Raw genomic sequence first — 20,523 nt, 5'->3', positions numbered from 1 at the left:
GATTGCAGAATTGTCTCATAACAAGTATTAAAGGATGTTATTTCCCGGGCCTGTGTGGCATAATAATTGGGTAGATGCTCATTCCATCTCTTATGTTCGCCTTAGTGCCTCATAAACTTAGGAATGACGCAGAGCCGTTTACGGTGCTTATCGTCCACTGACAGATGTCGCTTATGCCTCATCAGACACCATGGACACAACGTTGAGTGAAGCACCCACTTGTTGTCATACAGACCTGTTTTAACGCCTGCTCCGTAATAAGAGCAGGCGTTTTTTTATGTATCAGAAAGGCCCCGGAGGTGCTTGCCTCCGGGTTAGAAAGAACTATTGCGGCGGGTTGTTCTGCAACGTCAACATCAAGCCGTCGCGGCGCATCGATGCGGCTTCTTCCGGTTTGTGCAGTCTGTCCAGCGCGTCGGCAAGCCATGCGTAATCGTAGGCGTCCGGGCGTTGTTTCAGTGCCGCGCGGAAGGCGAGGGATGCTTCCTGCCATTCGCCGTGCTTCATCAGTGACTGGCCCAATGTGCTCCACAACAGCGGGCGATCGCCGACGTTTTTGATTTGCTGGCGTAGCACTTTTTCAAGCTGTTCCGGATTGTTGGTTTTCAGTCGTGGGATCGGCAGCAGTAGGCGATCGTCATACTGGCGTTTCAGGCCGTCGATGATAATTTGCTGGGCAGTATCATGATCGTCACACTCAATAAGATGTTCCGCCATTGCCACCTGCAACGCCACTTGATGACGCGTTTTCCGGCTTTGGTTTTTCCACCAGTTACGCAGACCTTCGCTGCCGTCATCGGCCCGTGCCTGATTCATCAGGCCAATCCATGCCTGTTGTTCGAGCATTGCGCGATGTTCTTCGTCACCAACGTGGGCTTTCGCCATTGACGGGATGATGTCCAGTAATGAGCTCCACGCGCCGGTACGGATATAAGCCTGTTCCGCCAGACGCAGCACTTCCGGATGGCGTGGTGTGACTTCGAGTAACTTATCCACGCCGTGGCGTGCCGCATGGTTTTCATTACGTGCCAGTTGCAGGCGAACGCGGGCGATTTCCACCGGAATGGTGTCGTTACCCGCCAGTTCCGCTGCGCGTTCCAGATGCTGATTGGCGCGCGCTTCATCCCCTCGTTGCTGTGCGGCTTCGGCAGCCAGCAGGTAGTTCACCACCGGCTGTTCAGCGTGATCGGCATTTTTTGACATCAGCTTTTCAACTTGCTGATAATCGCCTTCCGCCAGTTTTAGCAGCGCTTGTTCTGTCTGCTTACGTGCGCGGCGACGCTTACGTCCGATAAACCAACCCCGGGTGTGCGCGCCGGTGCGGAAGATCCGCCGCAGTAGCCACTCAATGGCAAACAGCACGACCATCGCCAGAATCAAAATGATCGCCAGGCCAGTCACGCTGGTTTCGATATTGTAGTTGTCGGTCTGGATCAGTACGTAACCCTGATGACCGGCAATCATCGGGCCGACCACGATCCCCGCAATCAGCAACACAAAGAGCAATAACACTTTTAGCATGGTTATTCTCCTTGCGGCGCGGCTGCCGGGGCATCAGCTTGCGGTGCAGGTGCAGGTGCAGGTGCAGGTGCAGGTGCAGGTGCAGGTTTAGCTTCCGTTGCCCCTGCTGCCGGTTGCGCCAGCAGGTTACGCACGCGAGTCTGCATCAGTTTTTCCAGCATCGCCTGGCTTTGCAGTGTTTCCGGGAGATCCATCGAGATATTTTGCTGGCTTAACTGGTCCACCTCGTCGAGAAACGCTTTGGTGGTGGCATCTTCAGTATCGTAATAAGCACGAACCCAGGTGGAGACGTTCTCCAGCGCCTGGCGGTACGTCTCTTCCTGATGACGCGGCACAGCTTGCGCGGCGACCAGCAGACGGGAACGAATATTTTCGCGCAGATAGATATCCTGATTCGGCGCTAACAGCGGTACGGCAGTATCATCACGACGGCGAATCGTAATGAAGTTGTCCATAAAATTCTGCCAGCTTTTTTGCAGATTGATGCGCCATTCGCTGATGGAGCTGGAAAGCTCTTCACCATCGGAATCCATTGGCGAACCGTCGCTATCATTGTCGGCCAGACGCAGGTTATCCACTTGATTAGAGAGCTGATTCAACTTGAGGATAATACCGTCATAATCCACCTGCGATACCGCAGAAAGGCTGGCGATATCATCGGTAATTGCCCGACGAACAGCAATAAGGCTGGGGTCATTCATATCTGCCAGGCTGGCATCAGCGCTTTTCAGTAACGCTGCTGCGGTGGTAACGTCCTGATCGCTCCAGAGTTTACGTCCGGCAAGTTTTACCAGAAAGTCCGCCTGTGCCAGAAGCCAGGTTTTGGCATCGCTACCAGAGATGGTAGCGACCTTTTGTTGGACTTCATCCAGCTGTTTTGCCAGCGTTTCTTGCTGTCGATTCGCCTGCTCTAACTGTACAGCCTGTTGCTTAATAATGCCTTCCAGCTCCGCTTTTTGGCTTTCCTGGGCTTTTTGCAGTGCCGTGAGTTGGCTCGCCAGGGCATCGCTGGTGGCAGTCTGACTGACGGCCTGTTGTTTACCCCAGCCATACAAACCGACGCCTGCTGCCAGAGCAATGGCGATAGCCACCGCACTGAGAATCAGAGCGGTACTGTTCTTACTCTTCTTTTCTGCAACGACAGGTTGTGGCGTGGTGTCCACGGCCTCCCTGGTATCTTCAACCACGGCGGAGGTTTTTTCTTGTTCCGTCATTATGGCTTCCTGTTATGAGAGTTATTGTAATGCCCGTAATAGCGCATCGTTGTCAGCGTTATCGGCGACCTTAATGTCATTCCAGCCCAGTTCCTGGGCGAGTTTCGCCAAACGCTCACTGACGACCAAAAGCCGACAGCGTAGTAACCAGTGCTCACGATACCATTGTGGGATCAATGACCAGAGTTGATGCAACATTTCACCGCTGGTAACAACGACGGTCGTCACCTCGCGGGATTGCCAACGCATCGCCTCTTCTGCACCGTCATAATGAATGGCGCACCGTTGATAACATTCACAAAAAGTGACTTCAGCACCGCGTGCCGTCAGAGTTTCTCCAATCAGCTCACGACCGCCGTTGCCACGTAATATCAGCGCACGTTTGCCCGCAATACTTTGTAATTCCGGTAATTGTAGCAAGACTTCACTGATTTCCCGATCCTGCGGATAACGAACCTGGTGCCCGCTCACGGTATGCAGCGCCAGCGCAGTGGTGCGGCCGATGGCGAAATAATCAGCAAGTAATGGCCATTTAAGAGCTTGTTGATGCAGTTGTGATTGGGCAAAAGCAACGGCGTGTTGCGAAAGGGCAAACAACAGATCGCCTTCACCAAGTGCTGATAGCTGGTCGGCAAGTTGTGGCAATTGCCGACCCGGGGAAAACTCTATCAGCGGAAAATGCCAGGCCACCTGCCCCAGTGTGCGCAGACGGCTCACTAACTCTTCTCCAGCTGGAGATGGGCGGGTGACCAGGATACTCATGCTGGCGCGTCTCCGTTGTAGACTTCAGCGAGAATCTCCCGAGCGCCGTTATTCAGTAGCTCTTCCGCCAGTGAAATCCCCATTTGCTCGGCATCCTGCGGCGCACCGCGGCGTTCACCACGAATAATCTGCGAACCGTCCGGCGCACCGACCAGCGCACGCAACCAGATTTTGCCGTCGACAAGTTCGGCATAGCTGCCAATCGGCACCTGACAACCCCCTTCCAGACGGGTATTCATCGCACGTTCAGCGGTGACGCGTAGCGCGGTTTCATGGTGATTAAGCGCGGCAAGAAGCTCGCGGGTACGCGTATCATTAAGGCGGCATTCAATACCTACTGCACCTTGTCCGACTGCCGGAAGAGAAATTTCAGGGGGCAGCGCAGCGCGAATGCGGGACTCCAGCCCTAAACGTTTTAATCCAGCCACGGCAAGAATAATGGCATCGTATTCGCCGTTATCCAGCTTGCTAAGGCGTGTTCCAACGTTCCCACGCAGAGAGCGGATAATCAGGTCCGGGCGGCGTTCCGCCAGTTGGCACTGGCGACGTAAGCTGGAAGTCCCGACGATACTGCCAGCCGGTAACGCATCCAGATTGTCATAATTATTGGACACAAAGGCATCACGCGGATCCTCGCGTTCGCAAATGGTGACCAGCCCCAGACTTTGCGGGAATTCAACCGGCACATCTTTCATCGAATGTACGGCGATATCGGCGCGGTTTTCCAGAAGCGCGACTTCCAGCTCTTTAACAAATAAGCCTTTTCCGCCTACTTTCGCCAGCGGCGTATCAAGAATTACATCGCCGCGCGTCACCATCGGTACTAGTTCAACGACTAATCCCGGATGGCTCGCCATCAACTTGTCTTTGACATAGTGTGCCTGCCAGAGTGCAAGTGGGCTTTGGCGTGTGGCAATTCTTAAAACATTGTCTAACATGCTTGTTACCGTCATTATCATCCGTGGTCCATCCTAACATCCTTGCTGGAGCGATGTCAGTGTTGTGGTGAAACGTTGACGTTAATGCAAAACGTAAATGGAATCCTGACAGGCGTTTCAAGCCGTCGTAATAAGGAATTTACAGAGAATAAACGGTGCTACACTTGTATGTAGCGCATCTTTCTTTACGGTCAATCAGCAAGGTGTTAAATTGATCACGTTTTAGACCATTTTTTCGTCGTGAAACTAAAAAAACCAGGCGCGGAAAGTGGTAACAGTTACCTTTGACATACGAAATATCCCGAATGCCGCGTGTTTCCGTTGATGTTGCCGGAATCACAGACATGACGGGTAGCAAATCAGGCGATACGTCTTGTACCTCTATATTGAGACTCTGAAACAGAGACTGGATGCCATAAATCAATTGCGCGTGGATCGCGCGCTTGCTGCCATGGGGCCTGCATTCCAACAGGTTTACAGTCTGCTGCCGACATTGTTGCACTATCACCATCCGCTAATGCCGGGTTACCTTGATGGTAACGTTCCCAAAGGCATTTGCCTTTACACGCCTGATGAAACCCAACGCCACTACCTGAACGAACTTGAACTGTATCGTGGAATGTCAGTACAGGACCCGCCGAAAGGCGAGCTTCCGATTACTGGTGTATACACGATGGGCAGTACTTCGTCCGTAGGGCAAAGTTGTTCCTCTGACCTGGATATCTGGGTCTGTCATCAATCCTGGCTCGATAGCGAAGAGCGCCAATTACTACAACGTAAATGTAGCCTGCTGGAAAGCTGGGCCGCCTCGCTGGGGGTGGAAGTTAGCTTCTTCCTGATTGATGAAAACCGTTTCCGCCACAACGAGAGTGGCAGTCTGGGGGGCGAAGATTGCGGCTCCACCCAGCATATACTGCTACTTGATGAATTTTACCGTACTGCCGTGCGTCTCGCTGGTAAGCGTATTCTGTGGAATATGGTGCCTTGCGACGAAGAAGAGCATTACGATGACTACGTAATGACGCTCTACGCGCAGGGCGTGCTGACGCCAAATGAATGGCTGGATCTCGGCGGCTTAAGCTCGCTTTCCGCTGAAGAGTACTTTGGTGCCAGCCTTTGGCAACTCTACAAAAGTATCGATTCCCCGTACAAAGCGGTGCTGAAGACACTGCTGCTGGAAGCCTATTCCTGGGAATATCCGAATCCACGCCTGCTGGCGAAAGATATCAAACAGCGTTTGCACGACGGCGAGATTGTGTCGTTTGGCCTCGATCCGTACTGCATGATGCTGGAGCGTGTTACTGAGTACCTGACGGCGATTGAAGATTTCACCCGTCTGGATTTAGTACGCCGCTGCTTCTATTTAAAAGTGTGCGAAAAACTCAGCCGTGAACGCGCCTGCGTAGGCTGGCGTCGTGAAGTGTTAAGCCAGTTGGTGAAAGAGTGGGAATGGGACGATGCTCGTCTGGCAATGCTCGATAACCGCGCCAACTGGAAGATTGATCAGGTACGTGAGGCGCACAACGAGCTGCTCGACGCAATGATGCAGAGCTACCGTAATCTGATCCGCTTTGCGCGCCGCAATAACCTTAGCGTCTCCGCCAGCCCGCAGGATATCGGCGTGCTGACGCGTAAACTGTACGCGGCGTTTGAAGCATTACCGGGTAAAGTGACGCTGGTAAACCCGCAGATTTCACCTGATCTCTCGGAACCGAATCTGACCTTTATTTATGTACCGCCGGGCCGTGCTAACCGTTCAGGTTGGTATCTGTATAACCGCGCGCCAAATATTGAGTCGATCATCAGCCATCAGCCGCTGGAATATAACCGTTACCTGAATAAACTGGTGGCGTGGGCATGGTTTAACGGCTTGCTGACCTCGCGCACCCGTTTGTACATTAAAGGCAACGGCGTTGTCGACTTGCCGAAGTTGCAGGAGATGGTCGCCGACGTGTCGCACCATTTCCCGCTGCGCTTACCTGCACCGACACCGAAGGCGCTCTACAGCCCGTGTGAGATCCGCCATCTGGCGATTATCGTTAACCTGGAATATGACCCGACGGCAGCCTTCCGCAATCAGGTGGTGCATTTTGATTTCCGTAAGCTGGATGTCTTCAGCTTTGGCGAGAATCAAAATTGCCTGGTAGGTAGTGTGGACCTGCTGTACCGCAACTCGTGGAACGAAGTGCGTACGCTGCACTTCAACGGCGAGCAGTCGATGATCGAAGCCCTGAAAACTATTCTCGGCAAAATGCATCAGGACGCCGCGCCGCCGGATAGCGTGGAAGTCTTCTGTTATAGCCAGCATCTGCGCGGTTTAATCCGTACTCGCGTGCAGCAACTGGTTTCTGAGTGTATTGAACTGCGTCTTTCCAGCACCCGCCAGGAAACCGGGCGCTTCAAGGCGCTGCGCGTTTCTGGTCAAACCTGGGGCTTGTTCTTCGAACGCCTGAATGTATCGGTACAGAAACTGGAGAACGCCATCGAGTTTTATGGCGCTATTTCGCATAACAAACTGCACGGCCTGTCAGTGCAGGTTGAAACCAATCACGTCAAATTACCGGCGGTGGTGGACGGCTTTGCCAGCGAAGGGATCATCCAGTTTTTCTTCGAAGAAACGCAAGACGAGAATGGCTTTAATATCTACATTCTCGACGAAAGCAACCGGGTTGAGGTGTATCACCACTGCGAAGGCAGCAAAGAGGAGCTGGTGCGTGACGTCAGTCGCTTCTACTCGTCATCGCATGACCGTTTTACCTACGGCTCAAGCTTCATCAACTTCAACCTGCCGCAGTTCTATCAGATTGTGAAGGTTGATGGTCGCGAACAGGTGATTCCGTTCCGCACCAAATCTATTGGCAACATGCCGCCTGCCAACCAGGATCACGATACGCCGCTATTACAGCAGTATTTTTCGTGATGTGCGTGCCGGAAAGCGAGGCTTATCCGGCATGCAATCTTAGCGGAAACTGACTGTTTCACCCGCCTGCTGCGTTGCCGCCTGTTCCAGCAAATCCCAGAAGGTTTCGCCGCTGCGATCGCAAATCCACTCATCGCCTTTCAGATCAAAATGGTAGCCGCCCTGTTTGGTTGCCAGCCACACCTGGTGCAGCGGTTCCTGGCGGTTGATAATGATTTTGCTGCCGTTCTCAAAGGTAATGGTCAGTACGCCGCCGTTGATTTCGCAGTCAATATCGCTGTCGCCATCCCAGTCGTCCAGATGCTCTTCAATGGTTAGCCACAGTTGGTCAGCCAGGCGATGAAATTCACTGTCGTTCATTGTTGTATCCTGTTTTCAAGTGATGGCGGCAGTATAGCGGCATGGGGTCAGGGCTTCAAAGGTTGCACCTCTGCTGCTGCGTTCCGGCATGATTCATCCGTCACCGGAATAATAATGTCTCTGTATAGCGAAAGATTTGTCTCTTCATTAGGGCGCAGGTACACCACGCCTTTCCCTGTTTCTGGTAAACATTATGATCAGGTTCACCGAGCGAGCATCCCCACGCTGACGGAACTAAAAAAGACAATAAACAAACCACATTGCGATAGTGCATAAAGCCATCCTGGCGCGAGGTGCCGATCACGAAACCACCAGCAAAACATAAATCCCTACGAGTAAGCGTTATACTCGCAGCATTTCCTCACTTTTCAGACTTCATAAAGAGTCGCTAAACGCTTGCTTTTACGCCTTCTCCTGCGATGATAGAAAGCAGAAAGCGATGAACTTTACAGGCAATCCATAATGAAAAACGTGTTTAAGGCACTCACTGTATTACTTACTCTCTTCAGCCTGACGGGCTGCGGTCTGAAAGGTCCGCTCTATTTCCCGCCTGCAGATAAAAACGCGCCGCCGCCGACCAAACCGGTAGAGACGCAAACGCAATCCACGGTGCCGGATAAAAACGACCGCGCCACTGGCGATGGTCCATCCCAGGTGAATTACTAAAAGTCAGTTTCTGTACCCGCGTGATTGGAGTAAATGATGCAGTTCTCGAAAATGCATGGCCTTGGCAACGATTTTATGGTCGTCGACGCGGTAACGCAGAATGTCTTTTTTTCACCGGAACTGATTCGTCGCCTGGCGGATCGGCACCTGGGAGTAGGGTTTGATCAGTTGCTGGTGGTTGAGCCGCCGTATGATCCTGAACTGGATTTTCACTATCGCATTTTTAATGCTGATGGCAGTGAAGTGGCGCAGTGCGGCAACGGCGCGCGCTGTTTTGCCCGTTTTGTGCGTCTGAAAGGGCTGACCAATAAGCGCGATATCCGCGTCAGCACCGCCAACGGGCGGATGGTTCTGACCGTCACCGATGATGATCTGGTCCGCGTAAATATGGGCGAGCCCAACTTCGAACCTTCCGCTGTGCCGTTTCGCGCTAACAAAGCGGAAAAAACCTATATTATGCGCGCCGCCGAGCAGACAATCTTATGCGGTGTGGTGTCGATGGGAAATCCGCACTGCGTGATTCAGGTCGATGATGTCGATACTGCGGCGGTAGAAACACTGGGGCCTGTTCTGGAAAGCCACGAACGTTTTCCGGAGCGCGCCAATATCGGTTTTATGCAAGTGGTTAAGCGCGAGCATATTCGTTTACGCGTTTATGAGCGTGGGGCAGGAGAAACCCAGGCCTGCGGCAGCGGCGCGTGTGCGGCGGTTGCGGTAGGGATTCAACAAGGTTTGCTGGCCGAAGAAGTACGTGTGGAACTCCCTGGTGGTCGTCTTGATATCGCCTGGAAAGGTCCGGGTCATCCGTTATATATGACGGGTCCGGCAGTACATGTTTACGACGGATTTATTCATCTATGAAGCAACCAGGGGAAGAACTACAGGAAACACTCACGGAGCTTGATGACCGGGCGGTTGTCGATTATCTGATTAAAAATCCTGAGTTTTTTATCCGCAATGCGCGCGCAGTAGAAGCGATACGTGTGCCACATCCGGTACGCGGTACCGTTTCGTTGGTCGAGTGGCATATGGCTCGCGCGCGTCACCATATTCATGTTCTGGAAGAGAACATGTCGCTGTTGATGGAACAGGCTATCGCCAACGAAGGCCTGTTTTATCGCTTACTCTACCTGCAGCGCAGTCTCACCGCCGCCAGCAGTCTCGACGATATGCTGATGCGTTTTCACCGCTGGGCGCGCGATCTCGGTCTGGCGGGCGCGAGTGTGCGTCTGTTTCCGGATCGTTGGCGCTTAGGTGCGCCGTCGAACCATACTCATCTGGCATTAAACCGTCAGGCTTTCGAACCACTGCGTATTCAGCGTCTGGGGCAGGAGCAGCACTATCTGGGGCCGCTTAACGGGCCGGAGCTGCTGGTGGTGCTACCGGAAGCGAAAGCGGTGGGATCGGTGGCGATGTCGATGCTGGGAAGCGATGCTGATTTAGGCGTAGTGCTGTTCACCAGCCGCGATGCTAATCACTATCAACAAGGGCAGGGAACGCAGTTACTTGATGAAATTACGCTGATGATGCCGGAGCTTCTGGAGCGTTGGATTGAACGCGTATGACCGATTTACATACCGATGTAGAACGCTATCTACGTTATCTGAGCGTGGAGCGTCAGCTTAGCCCGATAACCCTGCTTAACTACCAGCGCCAGCTTGAGGCGATCATCAATTTTGCCAGCGAAAACGGCCTGCAAAGCTGGCAGCAATGCGATGTGACGATGGTGCGCAATTTTGCTGTACGCAGTCGCCGTAAAGGGCTGGGCGCGGCAAGCCTCGCATTACGCCTCTCTGCGCTACGTAGCTTTTTTGACTGGCTGGTCAGCCAGAACGAACTCAAAGCCAACCCGGCAAAAGGTGTTTCGGCACCGAAAGCGCCGCGTCATCTGCCAAAAAATATCGACGTCGATGATATGAATCGGCTGCTGGATATTGATATCAACGATCCCCTCGCCGTGCGCGATCGGGCAATGCTGGAAGTGATGTACGGCGCGGGTCTGCGTCTTTCCGAGCTGGTGGGGCTGGATATCAAACACCTCGACCTGGAGTCCGGCGAAGTGTGGGTGATGGGGAAAGGCAGTAAAGAGCGCCGCCTGCCAATTGGTCGCAACGCTGTGGCGTGGATTGAGCACTGGCTTGATTTGCGCGATCTGTTTGGCAGCGAAGACGACGCGCTTTTCCTGTCGAAACTGGGCAAGCGTATCTCCGCGCGTAATGTGCAGAAACGCTTTGCCGAATGGGGCATAAAACAAGGGCTGAATAATCACGTTCACCCGCATAAATTACGTCACTCGTTCGCTACGCATATGCTGGAGTCGAGCGGCGATCTTCGTGGTGTGCAGGAGCTGCTGGGTCATGCCAACCTCTCCACCACGCAAATCTATACTCATCTTGATTTTCAACACCTTGCCTCGGTGTACGATGCGGCGCATCCACGCGCCAAACGGGGGAAATAATGCGTTTTTACCGGCCTTTGGGGCGCATCTCGGCGCTCACCTTTGACCTGGATGATACCCTTTACGATAACCGTCCGGTGATCCAACGTACTGAGCAAGAAGCACTTATCTTTGTGCAAAATTATCATCCGGCGCTGCGCAGCTTCCAGAATGAAGATCTGCAACGCCTGCGCCAGGCGGTACGGGAAGCGGAACCCGAGATTTATCACGACGTGACGCGCTGGCGTTTTCGTTCGATTGAACAAGCGATGCTCGACGCCGGGCTGAGTGCCGAAGAAGCCAGTGCAGGCGCACACGCAGCAATGATCAACTTTGCCAAATGGCGCAGCCGGATCGATGTTCCGCAGCAAACGCACGACACCTTAAAACAGCTGGCGAAGAAATGGCCGCTGGTGGCGATCACCAACGGTAACGCCCAGCCGGAGCTGTTTGGTTTGGGGGATTATTTTGAGTTTGTGCTGCGCGCTGGCCCGCACGGGCGCTCGAAACCGTTCAGCGATATGTACTTTCTGGCGGCGGAAAAACTCAACGTGCCGATCGGCGAGATCTTACATGTTGGGGACGATCTCACCACTGACGTGGGCGGGGCAATTCGCAGCGGAATGCAGGCCTGTTGGATCAGACCGGAAAATGGCTGTCTGATGCAAACCTGGGACAGCCGTTTACTCCCGCATCTGGAAATTTCCCGGTTGGCATCTCTGACCTCGCTGATATAATCAGCAAATCTGTATATATACCCAGCTTTTTGGCGGAGGGCGTTGCGCTTCTCCGCCCAACCTATTTTTACGCGGCGGTGCCAATGGACGTTTCTTACCTGCTCGATAGCCTTAATGACAAACAGCGCGAAGCGGTGGCCGCGCCACGCAGCAACCTTCTGGTGCTGGCGGGCGCGGGCAGTGGTAAGACGCGCGTACTGGTGCATCGTATCGCCTGGCTGATGAGCGTGGAAAACTGCTCGCCATACTCGATTATGGCGGTGACGTTTACCAACAAAGCGGCGGCGGAAATGCGTCATCGTATCGGGCAACTGATGGGCACCAGCCAGGGCGGCATGTGGGTCGGCACCTTCCACGGGCTGGCGCACCGCCTGCTGCGTGCGCACCACATGGACGCCAACCTGCCGCAGGATTTCCAGATCCTCGACAGTGAAGACCAGCTGCGCCTGCTTAAGCGTTTGATCAAGGCGATGAACCTCGACGAGAAGCAGTGGCCGCCGCGCCAGGCAATGTGGTACATCAACAGCCAGAAAGATGAAGGCCTGCGTCCGCATCATATTCAAAGCTACGGTAACCCGGTGGAGCAGACCTGGCAGAAGGTGTATCAGGCGTATCAGGAAGCGTGTGACCGCGCGGGCCTGGTGGACTTCGCCGAGCTGCTGCTGCGTGCTCACGAGTTGTGGCTTAACAAGCCGCATATTCTGCAACACTACCGCGAACGTTTTACCAACATCCTGGTGGACGAATTCCAGGATACCAACAACATTCAGTACGCGTGGATCCGCCTGCTGGCGGGCGACACTGGCAAGGTGATGATCGTCGGTGATGACGACCAGTCAATCTACGGCTGGCGCGGGGCGCAGGTCGAGAATATTCAGCGTTTCCTCAATGATTTCCCCGGTGCTGAAACTATCCGTCTGGAGCAGAACTACCGCTCTACCAGCAATATTCTGAGCGCCGCTAACGCCCTGATTGAAAACAACAACGGGCGTTTGGGTAAAAAATTGTGGACCGATGGCGCGGACGGTGAGCCGATTTCCCTCTATTGCGCTTTTAACGAACTCGACGAAGCGCGTTTTGTGGTTAACCGCATCAAGACCTGGCAGGACAACGGCGGGGCGCTTGCCGAGTGCGCCATTCTCTACCGCAGCAACGCCCAGTCGCGCGTGCTGGAAGAGGCGTTATTGCAGGCGAGTATGCCGTACCGTATTTACGGTGGGATGCGCTTCTTCGAACGCCAGGAAATCAAAGATGCGCTCTCGTATCTGCGCCTGATTGCCAACCGTAACGACGACGCGGCCTTTGAGCGCGTGGTGAATACGCCAACGCGGGGTATTGGTGACCGGACGCTGGACGTGGTACGTCAGACATCGCGCGATCGCCAGTTAACTCTCTGGCAGGCATGTCGTGAACTGTTGCAGGAAAAAGCCCTCGCCGGACGTGCTGCCAGCGCCTTACAGCGGTTTATGGAACTGATCGACGCCTTAGCGCAGGAAACTGCCGATATGCCGCTGCATGTACAGACTGACCGGGTAATTAAAGACTCCGGCCTGCGCACCATGTACGAGCAGGAGAAGGGCGAAAAAGGCCAGACGCGTATCGAAAACTTAGAGGAACTGGTGACGGCAACGCGCCAGTTCAGCTACAACGAAGAAGACGAAGATTTAATGCCGCTGCAGGCGTTCCTCTCCCATGCGGCGCTGGAAGCGGGCGAGGGGCAGGCGGATACCTGGCAGGACGCGGTGCAGTTGATGACGCTACACTCGGCGAAAGGTCTGGAGTTCCCGCAGGTGTTTATTGTCGGTATGGAAGAGGGCATGTTCCCAAGCCAAATGTCGCTGGATGAAGGTGGGCGTCTGGAAGAAGAACGCCGTCTGGCCTACGTTGGCGTAACCCGCGCGATGCAGAAACTGACGCTGACCTACGCGGAAACTCGCCGTCTGTATGGCAAAGAGGTTTACCATCGCCCGTCGCGCTTTATCGGCGAGCTGCCTGAAGAGTGTGTGGAAGAGGTGCGCCTGCGCGCCACGGTAAGCCGCCCGGTTAGCCATCAGCGGATGGGGACGCCGATGGTCGAGAACGACAGCGGCTACAAACTCGGCCAGCGCGTGCGCCACGCTAAGTTTGGTGAAGGCACTATCGTCAATATGGAAGGCAGCGGCGAGCATAGCCGTTTGCAGGTGGCATTCCAGGGCCAGGGAATCAAATGGCTGGTGGCGGCTTACGCCCGGCTGGAGACGGTGTAATTTACGATCACGTTGCCGGATGCGGTGCTGCGCACCTTATCCGGCCTACAGAAATGGCGCCCGGTAGGCCAGATAAGGCGTTTACGCCGCATCCGGCATCAGCACCTTACTTATCACACTTCTTCACATCAATATTCCAGTCAGCACCAGATGCAACCTGGTGTTTCTGCGCAAAATTATCCATATTCAGCGCCACGGAAACATTCAACAAGCTGTTCAGATACACCATCGGCTGACCTTCCGGCACATCGCCGAAGCTGGCGACATACGGCATTTTCCCTGTGTATTTTTGCTGGGAACCTTCGGAAATGGTCACACACAACGTGTCGTTGAGTTTGATTCCTGCCTGATTCAGCAACTCGTCGCTGATATTGCTCCAGACGTTACCGTACTGAATATCGAGAATCGGGATATTGCCCTTCACTTCACCTTTTGTCGCTTTCGCTTTTTGATAAGGCAGTTCGACAACTTTTGCCGGAAGCTCAGGCCCCACCTGCTCAAAGGAAATCGCTCCGGAAGCCAGACGCGCACCGGTGTAGGCATATACATCGCGACCATGGAAGGTATATGACTTTTCGGAACCTTTCAGGCGGTTGGTTTTTTCATCGATTTGCCGGACGCTCTCAATACCCAGCGATTCCGCCACCAAAGTGAGCGTACCGTTATCTGGTGAAACGAAGTACTGACCGTTTTTGGTTTTCAGCACCACCGATTTACGGTCAGTGCCTACGCCCGGATCGACCACACTGACAAACACCGAACCTTGCGGCCAGTAACTGGCAGTCTGATACAGGCGATAAGCACCTTCCCAGATGTTATACGGTGGAATTTCGTGTGTTAAATCAAAGATTTTAAGATTATGGTCAACGCCGAAAGCGACGCCTTTCATCGCCGAGACGGCCCCATCTCTCAGGCTAAAATCCGTTTGTAAAATCAAAGCGTTATCCGCATAAGCGGACGATGATCCCAGACACGTTAATAAAAATAACGTTGCGAGCGTTTTTTTCATTTTTGTTTCCCTTCATTTATCTGATGATTTTCCAGCTGTGTAGCCAGCCCCAGTTTGTTTGGCCTCCTCGAGTGTACAATGCTTAACTTTTCCGCTCGACGGAAATCATGGTAACAAAAGGATAGCGTTGCCACGGGATTGCCCCGCCTTTCACATACATATGTGAAATCGTGCCATCAAGATAAAGCAGCTGCTCGACGTCCAGTTTCGCTTTGGCATAACAGGCAAAATCATAAAAATTTGTCGCCTGCTGGCTCAACAAAAACACAGCGTTCCCTTGTTTATTAATCCCCACACCGTTACGGATTTTGCGTGAGGCGACGTTGGGATGAATACGCGGATTAATTACGCCATTTTCCATCAGCATTGGCCCTGACTGCACCGCAAACTGAATCTCTTTACTGGCTTTAAAGGCATCCAAACGAACGATGCCGACTTTATTTCCCGCAACATAAAAAACGCCGCCAGGACGGATAAAGAAATTACCTTCCCCCGAGGCGAGATTTAACGCCACTTTCTGCTGACCGTTTTCGATGTACAAACCGAGCGGCGCATAGCTTTCATCATAGATGCCGCCGTTCATCACCATCTGAACCTGATCCTGATTATTAACATCAGCCAGCAGCGCATGTAACGTTCCCCACGCTTCGCCATTGGCTTTTTGCCAGTACATTTTCACCCGTTCGGTTTGAGGATTAACGGTATACGCCTGCACAGTCAGCGTTGGGTCAGAGAGCGCGCAGTCATCAGCAGCAACAGCAAATAAGGGGAGCAAGGTGAGAGCGAGAAAAATCCGTTTGAGATTCAAGGTGATCATTCCTTTACCAATGAGTAGCCGATGCGCCATTATAGGTCCTGGATGTGGGATTTTTTTATCCTGTTAATGACCTTGACGAGTACCAAAAAGCGCGAAGTTCAACTATTGTTCTGTGGTGTTCTGTTGCGTGTTGACGGCAAAATTTTGCTGGCGTAACATGCGCGCACGATCACTCTAAGAGGACATTCGCCTTGGACACACCCAGTAGATACTGGCTCATTATCCTGTCATCCAGGATCAACTCCTAAGGCTATCCCCTTTTGCTGATAGCCTTAGCGGTTGTCAGCGACCTCAATTTTCCCGTCGCGCTGAGTCAGGCTGTTTAATGGTCTGAAACCCAATTTGTTTCTGTGTGCCCACCGAACTGTCCGATATTTTAAGCATTGGGAGTCCCGGTCATGCTGAGCGCATTTCAACTGGAAAATAACCGACTGACCCGGCTGGAAGTCGAAGAGTCACAACCCCTTGTAAATGCAGTATGGATTGATCTTGTCGAACCGGATGACGACGAGCGACTGCGCGTACAATCTGAACTTGGCCAGAGCCTGGCAACTCGCCCGGAACTGGAAGACATCGAAGCATCGGCGCGTTTCTTTGAAGACGATGACGGCCTGCATATTCACTCCTTCTTCTTCTTTGAAGATGCGGAAGATCACGCCGGTAACTCTACTGTAGCATTTACCATCCGCGATGGTCGTCTGTTTACACTGCGTGAACGCGAGCTGCCTGCATTCCGTCTGTATCGTATGCGCGCCCGCAGCCAGTCGATGGTAGACGGTAACGCTTACGAGCTGCTGCTGGATCTGTTCGAAACCAAAATCGAACAGTTAGCGGATGAAATTGAAAACATCTACAGCGATCTGGAGCAACTGAGCCGGGTGATTATGGAAGGGCGTCAGGGCGATGAGTACGACGAGGCACTCTCCACATTGGCAGAACTGGAAGATATCGGCTGGAAAGTTCGCCTGTGTCTGATGGATACCCAGCGCGCGCTCAACTTCCTGGTACGTAAAGCACGCTTACCGGGTGGGCAACTGGAGCAGGCGCGTGAAATCCTGCGAGATATCGAGTCCCTGCTGCCGCATAACGAATCCTTGTTCCAGAAGGTGAACTTCTTGATGCAGGCAGCGATGGGCTTTATCAACATCGAGCAGAACCGCATCATCAAAATCTTCTCGGTGGTATCCGTCGTGTTCCTGCCGCCAACGCTGGTCGCTTCCAGCTACGGGATGAACTTTGAGTTTATGCCAGAGTTGAAGTGGAGCTTCGGCTACCCGGCAGCGATTATCTTTATGATCCTCGCGGGCCTGGCACCGTATCTGTACTTTAAGCGCAAGAACTGGTTGTAAAAAGAAGGCGGTGGCTTAGCCTGGCTAAGCCATCTCTTATTCAAAGACTCCAGGTATTTAACCCTTTTACTTCTTTCTCATAGAACCATTTGTTCGTGTTAACAGCAACATAGGCTGCTACGGCAATTCCCAGAATGTTAACGCCAATTAGTGCACCAACAAATAGAGATAGAATACCAAGTAATAGAACTATAATTGCTTTTTTCCATAATCCCAGGACAAATAAATATATCCAGGAACAGAAGAAAGCAATGAAATTCATTTGAATAGTTAAGCGTTGTCTTACTTTTAATGCTTTAAATGCTGCTTTATATTCTGGTGTTGCCCCCCAGAATCCAGGAAAACCATGTTGATCATAAAAATTAAATCGATATTTCCATTTTTCACTTAATGAACCATCGTTCATATATTCCTTACTCATAAATACTCCGTACTATTGTTTTGATGAATCAGTAGGTGCAAGCATTAGCATACTGAAAGTGGAAAAGTAGCAAATTAAAAAAATCATCGAACCATTGCCTGAACAGGCAAAATCTTCGGCTATCATTGTGATGATAGAGATAATATATACTGCCAATGTACCAAAAACATAAGTTTTTATATATATGAAACCACTATCACGGAGTCGTTGGCAATTCATGTTGATGACGAGATAATGGAGTGCGATGGTAGAGACTATAACAAGAAAACCTGCTTCCCCATCGTTAAAAAAGATAATAAGAAAGGCAAAAATGAAATTTATTAAAATAAATGAAAATATATATCGGCGTCTGGAAATCTTACCGTCAGATGTTGGGATAAATATACGTAACATAAATTTTACATCCTTGTGTGAGTCTCCTGTCAGCATGGCAATATGCCCACTCTCATGCAAGAGCAGGCATATTTTTTCAGAATATATTTATTTTTTATTTGGACGTTCTACGCTGCGTATAAATCGCATCCATCACAAAAATTGCCAGCGCCACCCAAATAAAGGCGAAAGTCACCATCTTATCGGCACCCGGTTTTTCACCATAAAACGTCACAGCCAGCAGGAACATCAGCGTCGGGCCAATGTACTGGAAAAAGCCTAACGTTGAGAGACGCAGGCGCGTGGCTGCGGCGGTAAAACACAACAGCGGTACGGTAGTGACAATACCGGCGGCGATCAGCAGTAAATTCAGCGACATAGGATTTTGCCCCATATGGCTGGTTGAGCTGTCGGCAATAGCAAACAGGTAAATCGCCGCCACGGGCAGCAACCACATGGTTTCGATTAACATGCCGGTTTGCGCTTCAACGGCAATTTTCTTGCGTACCAGGCCGTAGAAGGCAAAACTAAACGCCAGCCCCAGCGCGATAATAGGTAGCGAACCAAAAGTCCACAGCTGGACCAACACGCCACATATCGCCAGAATCACCGCCAGCCATTGCATCCGGCGGAATCGCTCGCCGAGGAAAATCATCCCCAGCACAATGTTCACCAGCGGGTTAATAAAGTAACCAAGGCTCGCTTCCAGCATATGGTGATTGTTCACTGCCCAGATAAACAGTAGCCAGTTGCCGCCAATCAGCACGGCAGATACTGCCAGCATAAAAATTTTCTGTGGCGTCTGAATCAGCGTTTTTAAATAGGACCACTGGCGGCAGATGCTCATCAGCACCACCATAAAGAAAAACGACCAGATCACGCGATGCGTCAGGATCTCATCGGCGGGCACGTAGTAAATCAGCTTGAAGTACGCTGGGGCGATACCCCAAATAAAATAAGCGGCAAGAGCGAGTAATACGCCCTGCCGCGTTTGTTTTGCATCCATTGGAAAACTCATTTTTTGTTGTTGATAGCACTTGACCTGCTCAGTTTGCTGACAAAGTGTGCTTTGTTCATGCTGGATGCGGCGTTAACGCCATATTCAGCCTACAAAACTATGCAAATTCAATATATTGCATTTCTCTGGTAGGCCTGATAAGCGTAGCGCATCAGGCAATTTTGCGTTTGTCATAAGTCTCAGCAGTTTACCTGCTTTTATGTATTCAACCTACCATATAGGTGGCGGTAGCACTGGCAATATAAAGCTGTTCTTCATTATGCAGTTCAACGCGGGCGACGGCGACTTTATTACCCGCACGCAGCAGGCTACTGGTAGCTGTAAAACGCTCGCCTCTGCCAGGACGTAGATAATCGACGCGAAGATCAATTGTCCCCATCCGCGATAGCCGCTGGCGCAGTTCATCCTCACTGATGGTTTCGTGGCGGGTTAAGGTGCTACCTACACACACCAGACCCGCGGCGACGTCCAGCGCCGACGCAATGACCCCACCGTGCAAAATGCTTTGCGCCCAGTTACCAACCATCATCGGCTGATTTTTAAAGGCCAGCTGTGCAAATTCTTTTTCGTAACGCTCCAGCTCCATCCCCAATGCGCGGTTAAATGGCATGTGATAAACAAACATTTCACCCACTAATTTCAGGGCTTGTTCGGCGGTCAGTACGGCAGACATATCATCCTTACACTTCATCGGTTAATGAAATGTTGATTTTATGCTTCTTTGTTGTTGGTTTCTACTTTAGGAAGGGATAACTAACGGCAATTGAGTTAAGTATGTAAAATAGCCCGCAGAAAAAATATTCATCTAATCAATAATTCGTTACGGAGAACACGATCGATGCGGACTCTACTGGGCTGCTTGTTGCCGATGTGTATGCTGCCGATAGTGGCAAATGCGCAAGAGGCAACGGTGAAAGATGTGCATGACGCGCCAGCAGTACGTGGCAGCATTATCGCCAATATGTTGCAGGAGCATGACAATCCTTTCACCCTTTATCCTTACGACACCAACTACATCATCTATACCCAAACAAGCGATCTCAATAAAGAAGCGATTGCCAGTTACGACTGGGCAGAAAACGCGCGTAAGGATGAAGTAAAGTTCCAGTTGAGCCTGGCGTTTCCGCTGTGGCGGGGGATTTTGGGGCCAAACTCTGTACTGGGCGCTTCCTACACCCAGAAATCCTGGTGGCAGCTTTCTAATAGCGATGAGTCATCACCGTTTCGTGAAACCAACTATGAACCGCAATTGTTCCTCGGGTTCGCCACCGATTACAGCTTTGCAGGCTGGACGCTGCGCGATGTAGAGATGGGTTATAATCACGACTCTAACGGACGTTCAGACCCAACTTCCCGTAGTTGGAACCGTATCTACACCCGCCTGATGGCAGAAAATGGTAACTGGCTGGTGGAAGTGAAGCCGTGGTATGTCGTCGGTAATACGGACGATAACCCGGACATCACCAAATATATGGGTTACTACCAGCTTAAAATTGGTTATCACCTCGGTGATGCTGTGCTGAGCGCGAAAGGGCAGTACAACTGGAACACCGGTTATGGTGGTGCGGAGTTAGGCTTAAGCTACCCGATCACCAAACATGTGCGCCTTTATACTCAGGTTTACAGCGGCTATGGCGAATCGCTCATCGACTATAACTTCAACCAGACCCGTGTCGGTGTAGGAGTTATGCTAAACGACCTGTTCTGATGTGAGTTGATTGAAAGGCAAATCTGGA

21 protein-coding genes and 1 pseudogene are annotated in these 20,523 nt (G+C 51.9%); 10 read left to right on the top strand and 12 right to left on the bottom strand.

Going from position 1 to position 20,523, the window contains the following annotated elements; all coding sequences use genetic code 11:
- Positions 1–324: 324 nt before the first annotated feature.
- The 4 genes from hemY to hemC are packed head-to-tail and all read right to left on the bottom strand — an operon-like array spanning position 325 to position 4,435.
- On the bottom strand, positions 325–1,521 hold the full coding sequence (hemY, locus tag D9736_RS15270) for a protoheme IX biogenesis protein HemY (RefSeq protein WP_130223391.1): 1,197 nt from the start codon (positions 1,519–1,521) through the stop codon (positions 325–327).
- A 2-nt stretch (positions 1,522–1,523) separates the two neighbouring features.
- Entirely contained in the window at positions 1,524–2,735 is a 1,212-nt protein-coding gene (gene hemX / locus D9736_RS15265) for a uroporphyrinogen-III C-methyltransferase (RefSeq protein WP_130258641.1), read from the bottom strand.
- A gap of 21 nt (positions 2,736–2,756) precedes the next feature.
- Positions 2,757–3,497 carry a uroporphyrinogen-III synthase gene (hemD, locus tag D9736_RS15260; RefSeq protein WP_130219521.1) on the bottom strand — a complete coding sequence of 247 codons (741 nt, stop codon included), beginning with the start codon at positions 3,495–3,497 and terminating at the stop codon, positions 2,757–2,759.
- Positions 3,494–4,435 (bottom strand): hydroxymethylbilane synthase, encoded by a 942-nt coding sequence (hemC, locus tag D9736_RS15255; protein ID WP_130258640.1) that lies wholly within the window; start codon positions 4,433–4,435, stop codon positions 3,494–3,496. The genes hemD and hemC overlap by 4 nt, the downstream gene beginning before the upstream one ends.
- A 373-nt stretch (positions 4,436–4,808) precedes the next feature.
- On the opposite strand from hemC, the gene cyaA reads away from it, so the two are divergent.
- Positions 4,809–7,355: a class I adenylate cyclase gene (gene cyaA, locus D9736_RS15250; RefSeq protein WP_062883491.1), complete on the top strand. Its 2,547-nt coding sequence runs from the start codon at positions 4,809–4,811 to the stop codon at positions 7,353–7,355.
- Between the two features lie 39 nt (positions 7,356–7,394).
- Here cyaA and cyaY read toward each other — a convergent pair whose 3' ends face one another.
- Together cyaY and D9736_RS23470 are read right to left on the bottom strand one after the other, a co-directional pair.
- Complete coding sequence (cyaY, locus tag D9736_RS15245; RefSeq protein WP_000999936.1) at positions 7,395–7,715, bottom strand: iron donor protein CyaY; 321 nt, start codon at positions 7,713–7,715, stop codon at positions 7,395–7,397.
- 125 nt (positions 7,716–7,840) lie between these two features.
- Positions 7,841–8,019, bottom strand: a pseudogene (locus D9736_RS23470) (DKNYY family protein); the annotation flags it as partial.
- A 158-nt stretch (positions 8,020–8,177) separates the two neighbouring features.
- Between D9736_RS23470 and D9736_RS15235 the strand changes: the two are divergent.
- The 6 genes from D9736_RS15235 to uvrD all read left to right on the top strand — a co-directional run bounded on the left by D9736_RS15235 (position 8,178) and on the right by uvrD (position 13,801).
- Positions 8,178–8,381 carry a lipoprotein gene (locus D9736_RS15235; protein ID WP_000799889.1) on the top strand — a complete coding sequence of 68 codons (204 nt, stop codon included), beginning with the start codon at positions 8,178–8,180 and terminating at the stop codon, positions 8,379–8,381.
- Between the two features lie 36 nt (positions 8,382–8,417).
- Complete coding sequence (gene dapF / locus D9736_RS15230; protein WP_001160654.1) at positions 8,418–9,242, top strand: diaminopimelate epimerase; 825 nt, start codon at positions 8,418–8,420, stop codon at positions 9,240–9,242.
- Complete coding sequence (locus D9736_RS15225; protein WP_130258639.1) at positions 9,239–9,946, top strand: DUF484 domain-containing protein; 708 nt, start codon at positions 9,239–9,241, stop codon at positions 9,944–9,946. Before dapF ends, D9736_RS15225 begins: the two co-directional genes overlap by 4 nt.
- A complete protein-coding gene (gene xerC, locus D9736_RS15220; protein WP_000130691.1) occupies positions 9,943–10,839 on the top strand; it encodes a tyrosine recombinase XerC in 897 nt (298 codons plus the stop codon). The genes D9736_RS15225 and xerC overlap by 4 nt, the downstream gene beginning before the upstream one ends.
- A complete protein-coding gene (gene yigB, locus D9736_RS15215; protein WP_130258638.1) occupies positions 10,839–11,555 on the top strand; it encodes a 5-amino-6-(5-phospho-D-ribitylamino)uracil phosphatase YigB in 717 nt (238 codons plus the stop codon). Before xerC ends, yigB begins: the two co-directional genes overlap by 1 nt.
- Positions 11,556–11,638: 83 nt before the next feature.
- On the top strand, positions 11,639–13,801 hold the full coding sequence (gene uvrD, locus D9736_RS15210) for a DNA helicase II (RefSeq protein WP_000383407.1): 2,163 nt from the start codon (positions 11,639–11,641) through the stop codon (positions 13,799–13,801).
- Positions 13,802–13,907: 106 nt separating this feature from the next.
- Here the strand turns inward: uvrD and D9736_RS15205 are convergent, their stop codons facing one another.
- Positions 13,908–14,810 carry an S-adenosyl-l-methionine hydroxide adenosyltransferase family protein gene (locus D9736_RS15205; RefSeq protein ID WP_130258637.1) on the bottom strand — a complete coding sequence of 301 codons (903 nt, stop codon included), beginning with the start codon at positions 14,808–14,810 and terminating at the stop codon, positions 13,908–13,910.
- 82 nt (positions 14,811–14,892) lie between these two features.
- Entirely contained in the window at positions 14,893–15,657 is a 765-nt protein-coding gene (locus tag D9736_RS15200; RefSeq protein ID WP_130209434.1) for a phosphodiester glycosidase family protein, read from the bottom strand.
- Between the two features lie 161 nt (positions 15,658–15,818).
- On the opposite strand from D9736_RS15200, the gene ysgD reads away from it, so the two are divergent.
- Together ysgD and corA are read left to right on the top strand one after the other, a co-directional pair.
- Positions 15,819–15,875, top strand: a complete 57-nt coding sequence (gene ysgD, locus D9736_RS23600; protein ID WP_212723238.1) for a YsgD/CorL family protein — start codon at positions 15,819–15,821, stop codon at positions 15,873–15,875.
- Between the two features lie 150 nt (positions 15,876–16,025).
- Positions 16,026–16,976, top strand: coding sequence for a magnesium/cobalt transporter CorA (gene corA / locus D9736_RS15195; RefSeq protein ID WP_130209436.1), 951 nt, complete (start codon positions 16,026–16,028; stop codon positions 16,974–16,976).
- A gap of 40 nt (positions 16,977–17,016) precedes the next feature.
- Here the strand turns inward: corA and D9736_RS15190 are convergent, their stop codons facing one another.
- The 4 genes from D9736_RS15190 to yigI form a co-directional block, all read right to left on the bottom strand.
- Positions 17,017–17,397 (bottom strand): DUF2628 domain-containing protein, encoded by a 381-nt coding sequence (locus D9736_RS15190; protein ID WP_000032581.1) that lies wholly within the window; start codon positions 17,395–17,397, stop codon positions 17,017–17,019.
- A gap of 12 nt (positions 17,398–17,409) precedes the next feature.
- Complete coding sequence (gene yigG / locus D9736_RS15185; RefSeq protein ID WP_276320473.1) at positions 17,410–17,790, bottom strand: protein YigG; 381 nt, start codon at positions 17,788–17,790, stop codon at positions 17,410–17,412.
- Positions 17,791–17,884: 94 nt separating this feature from the next.
- Positions 17,885–18,775, bottom strand: a complete 891-nt coding sequence (gene rarD, locus D9736_RS15180; RefSeq protein WP_000339104.1) for an EamA family transporter RarD — start codon at positions 18,773–18,775, stop codon at positions 17,885–17,887.
- A gap of 217 nt (positions 18,776–18,992) precedes the next feature.
- Complete coding sequence (yigI, locus tag D9736_RS15175; RefSeq protein ID WP_001277142.1) at positions 18,993–19,460, bottom strand: acyl-CoA thioesterase YigI; 468 nt, start codon at positions 19,458–19,460, stop codon at positions 18,993–18,995.
- 165 nt (positions 19,461–19,625) lie between these two features.
- On the opposite strand from yigI, the gene pldA reads away from it, so the two are divergent.
- Entirely contained in the window at positions 19,626–20,495 is an 870-nt protein-coding gene (gene pldA, locus D9736_RS15170) for a phospholipase A (RefSeq protein WP_130223375.1), read from the top strand.
- Positions 20,496–20,523: the final 28 nt, after the last annotated feature.

The organism is Escherichia sp. E10V10 (genome assembly GCF_004211985.1).
Classification (GTDB): domain Bacteria; phylum Pseudomonadota; class Gammaproteobacteria; order Enterobacterales; family Enterobacteriaceae; genus Escherichia.
The sequence above is the reverse complement of the archived record's forward strand: the minus strand, read 5'-3'. Positions and strand labels throughout refer to the sequence as shown.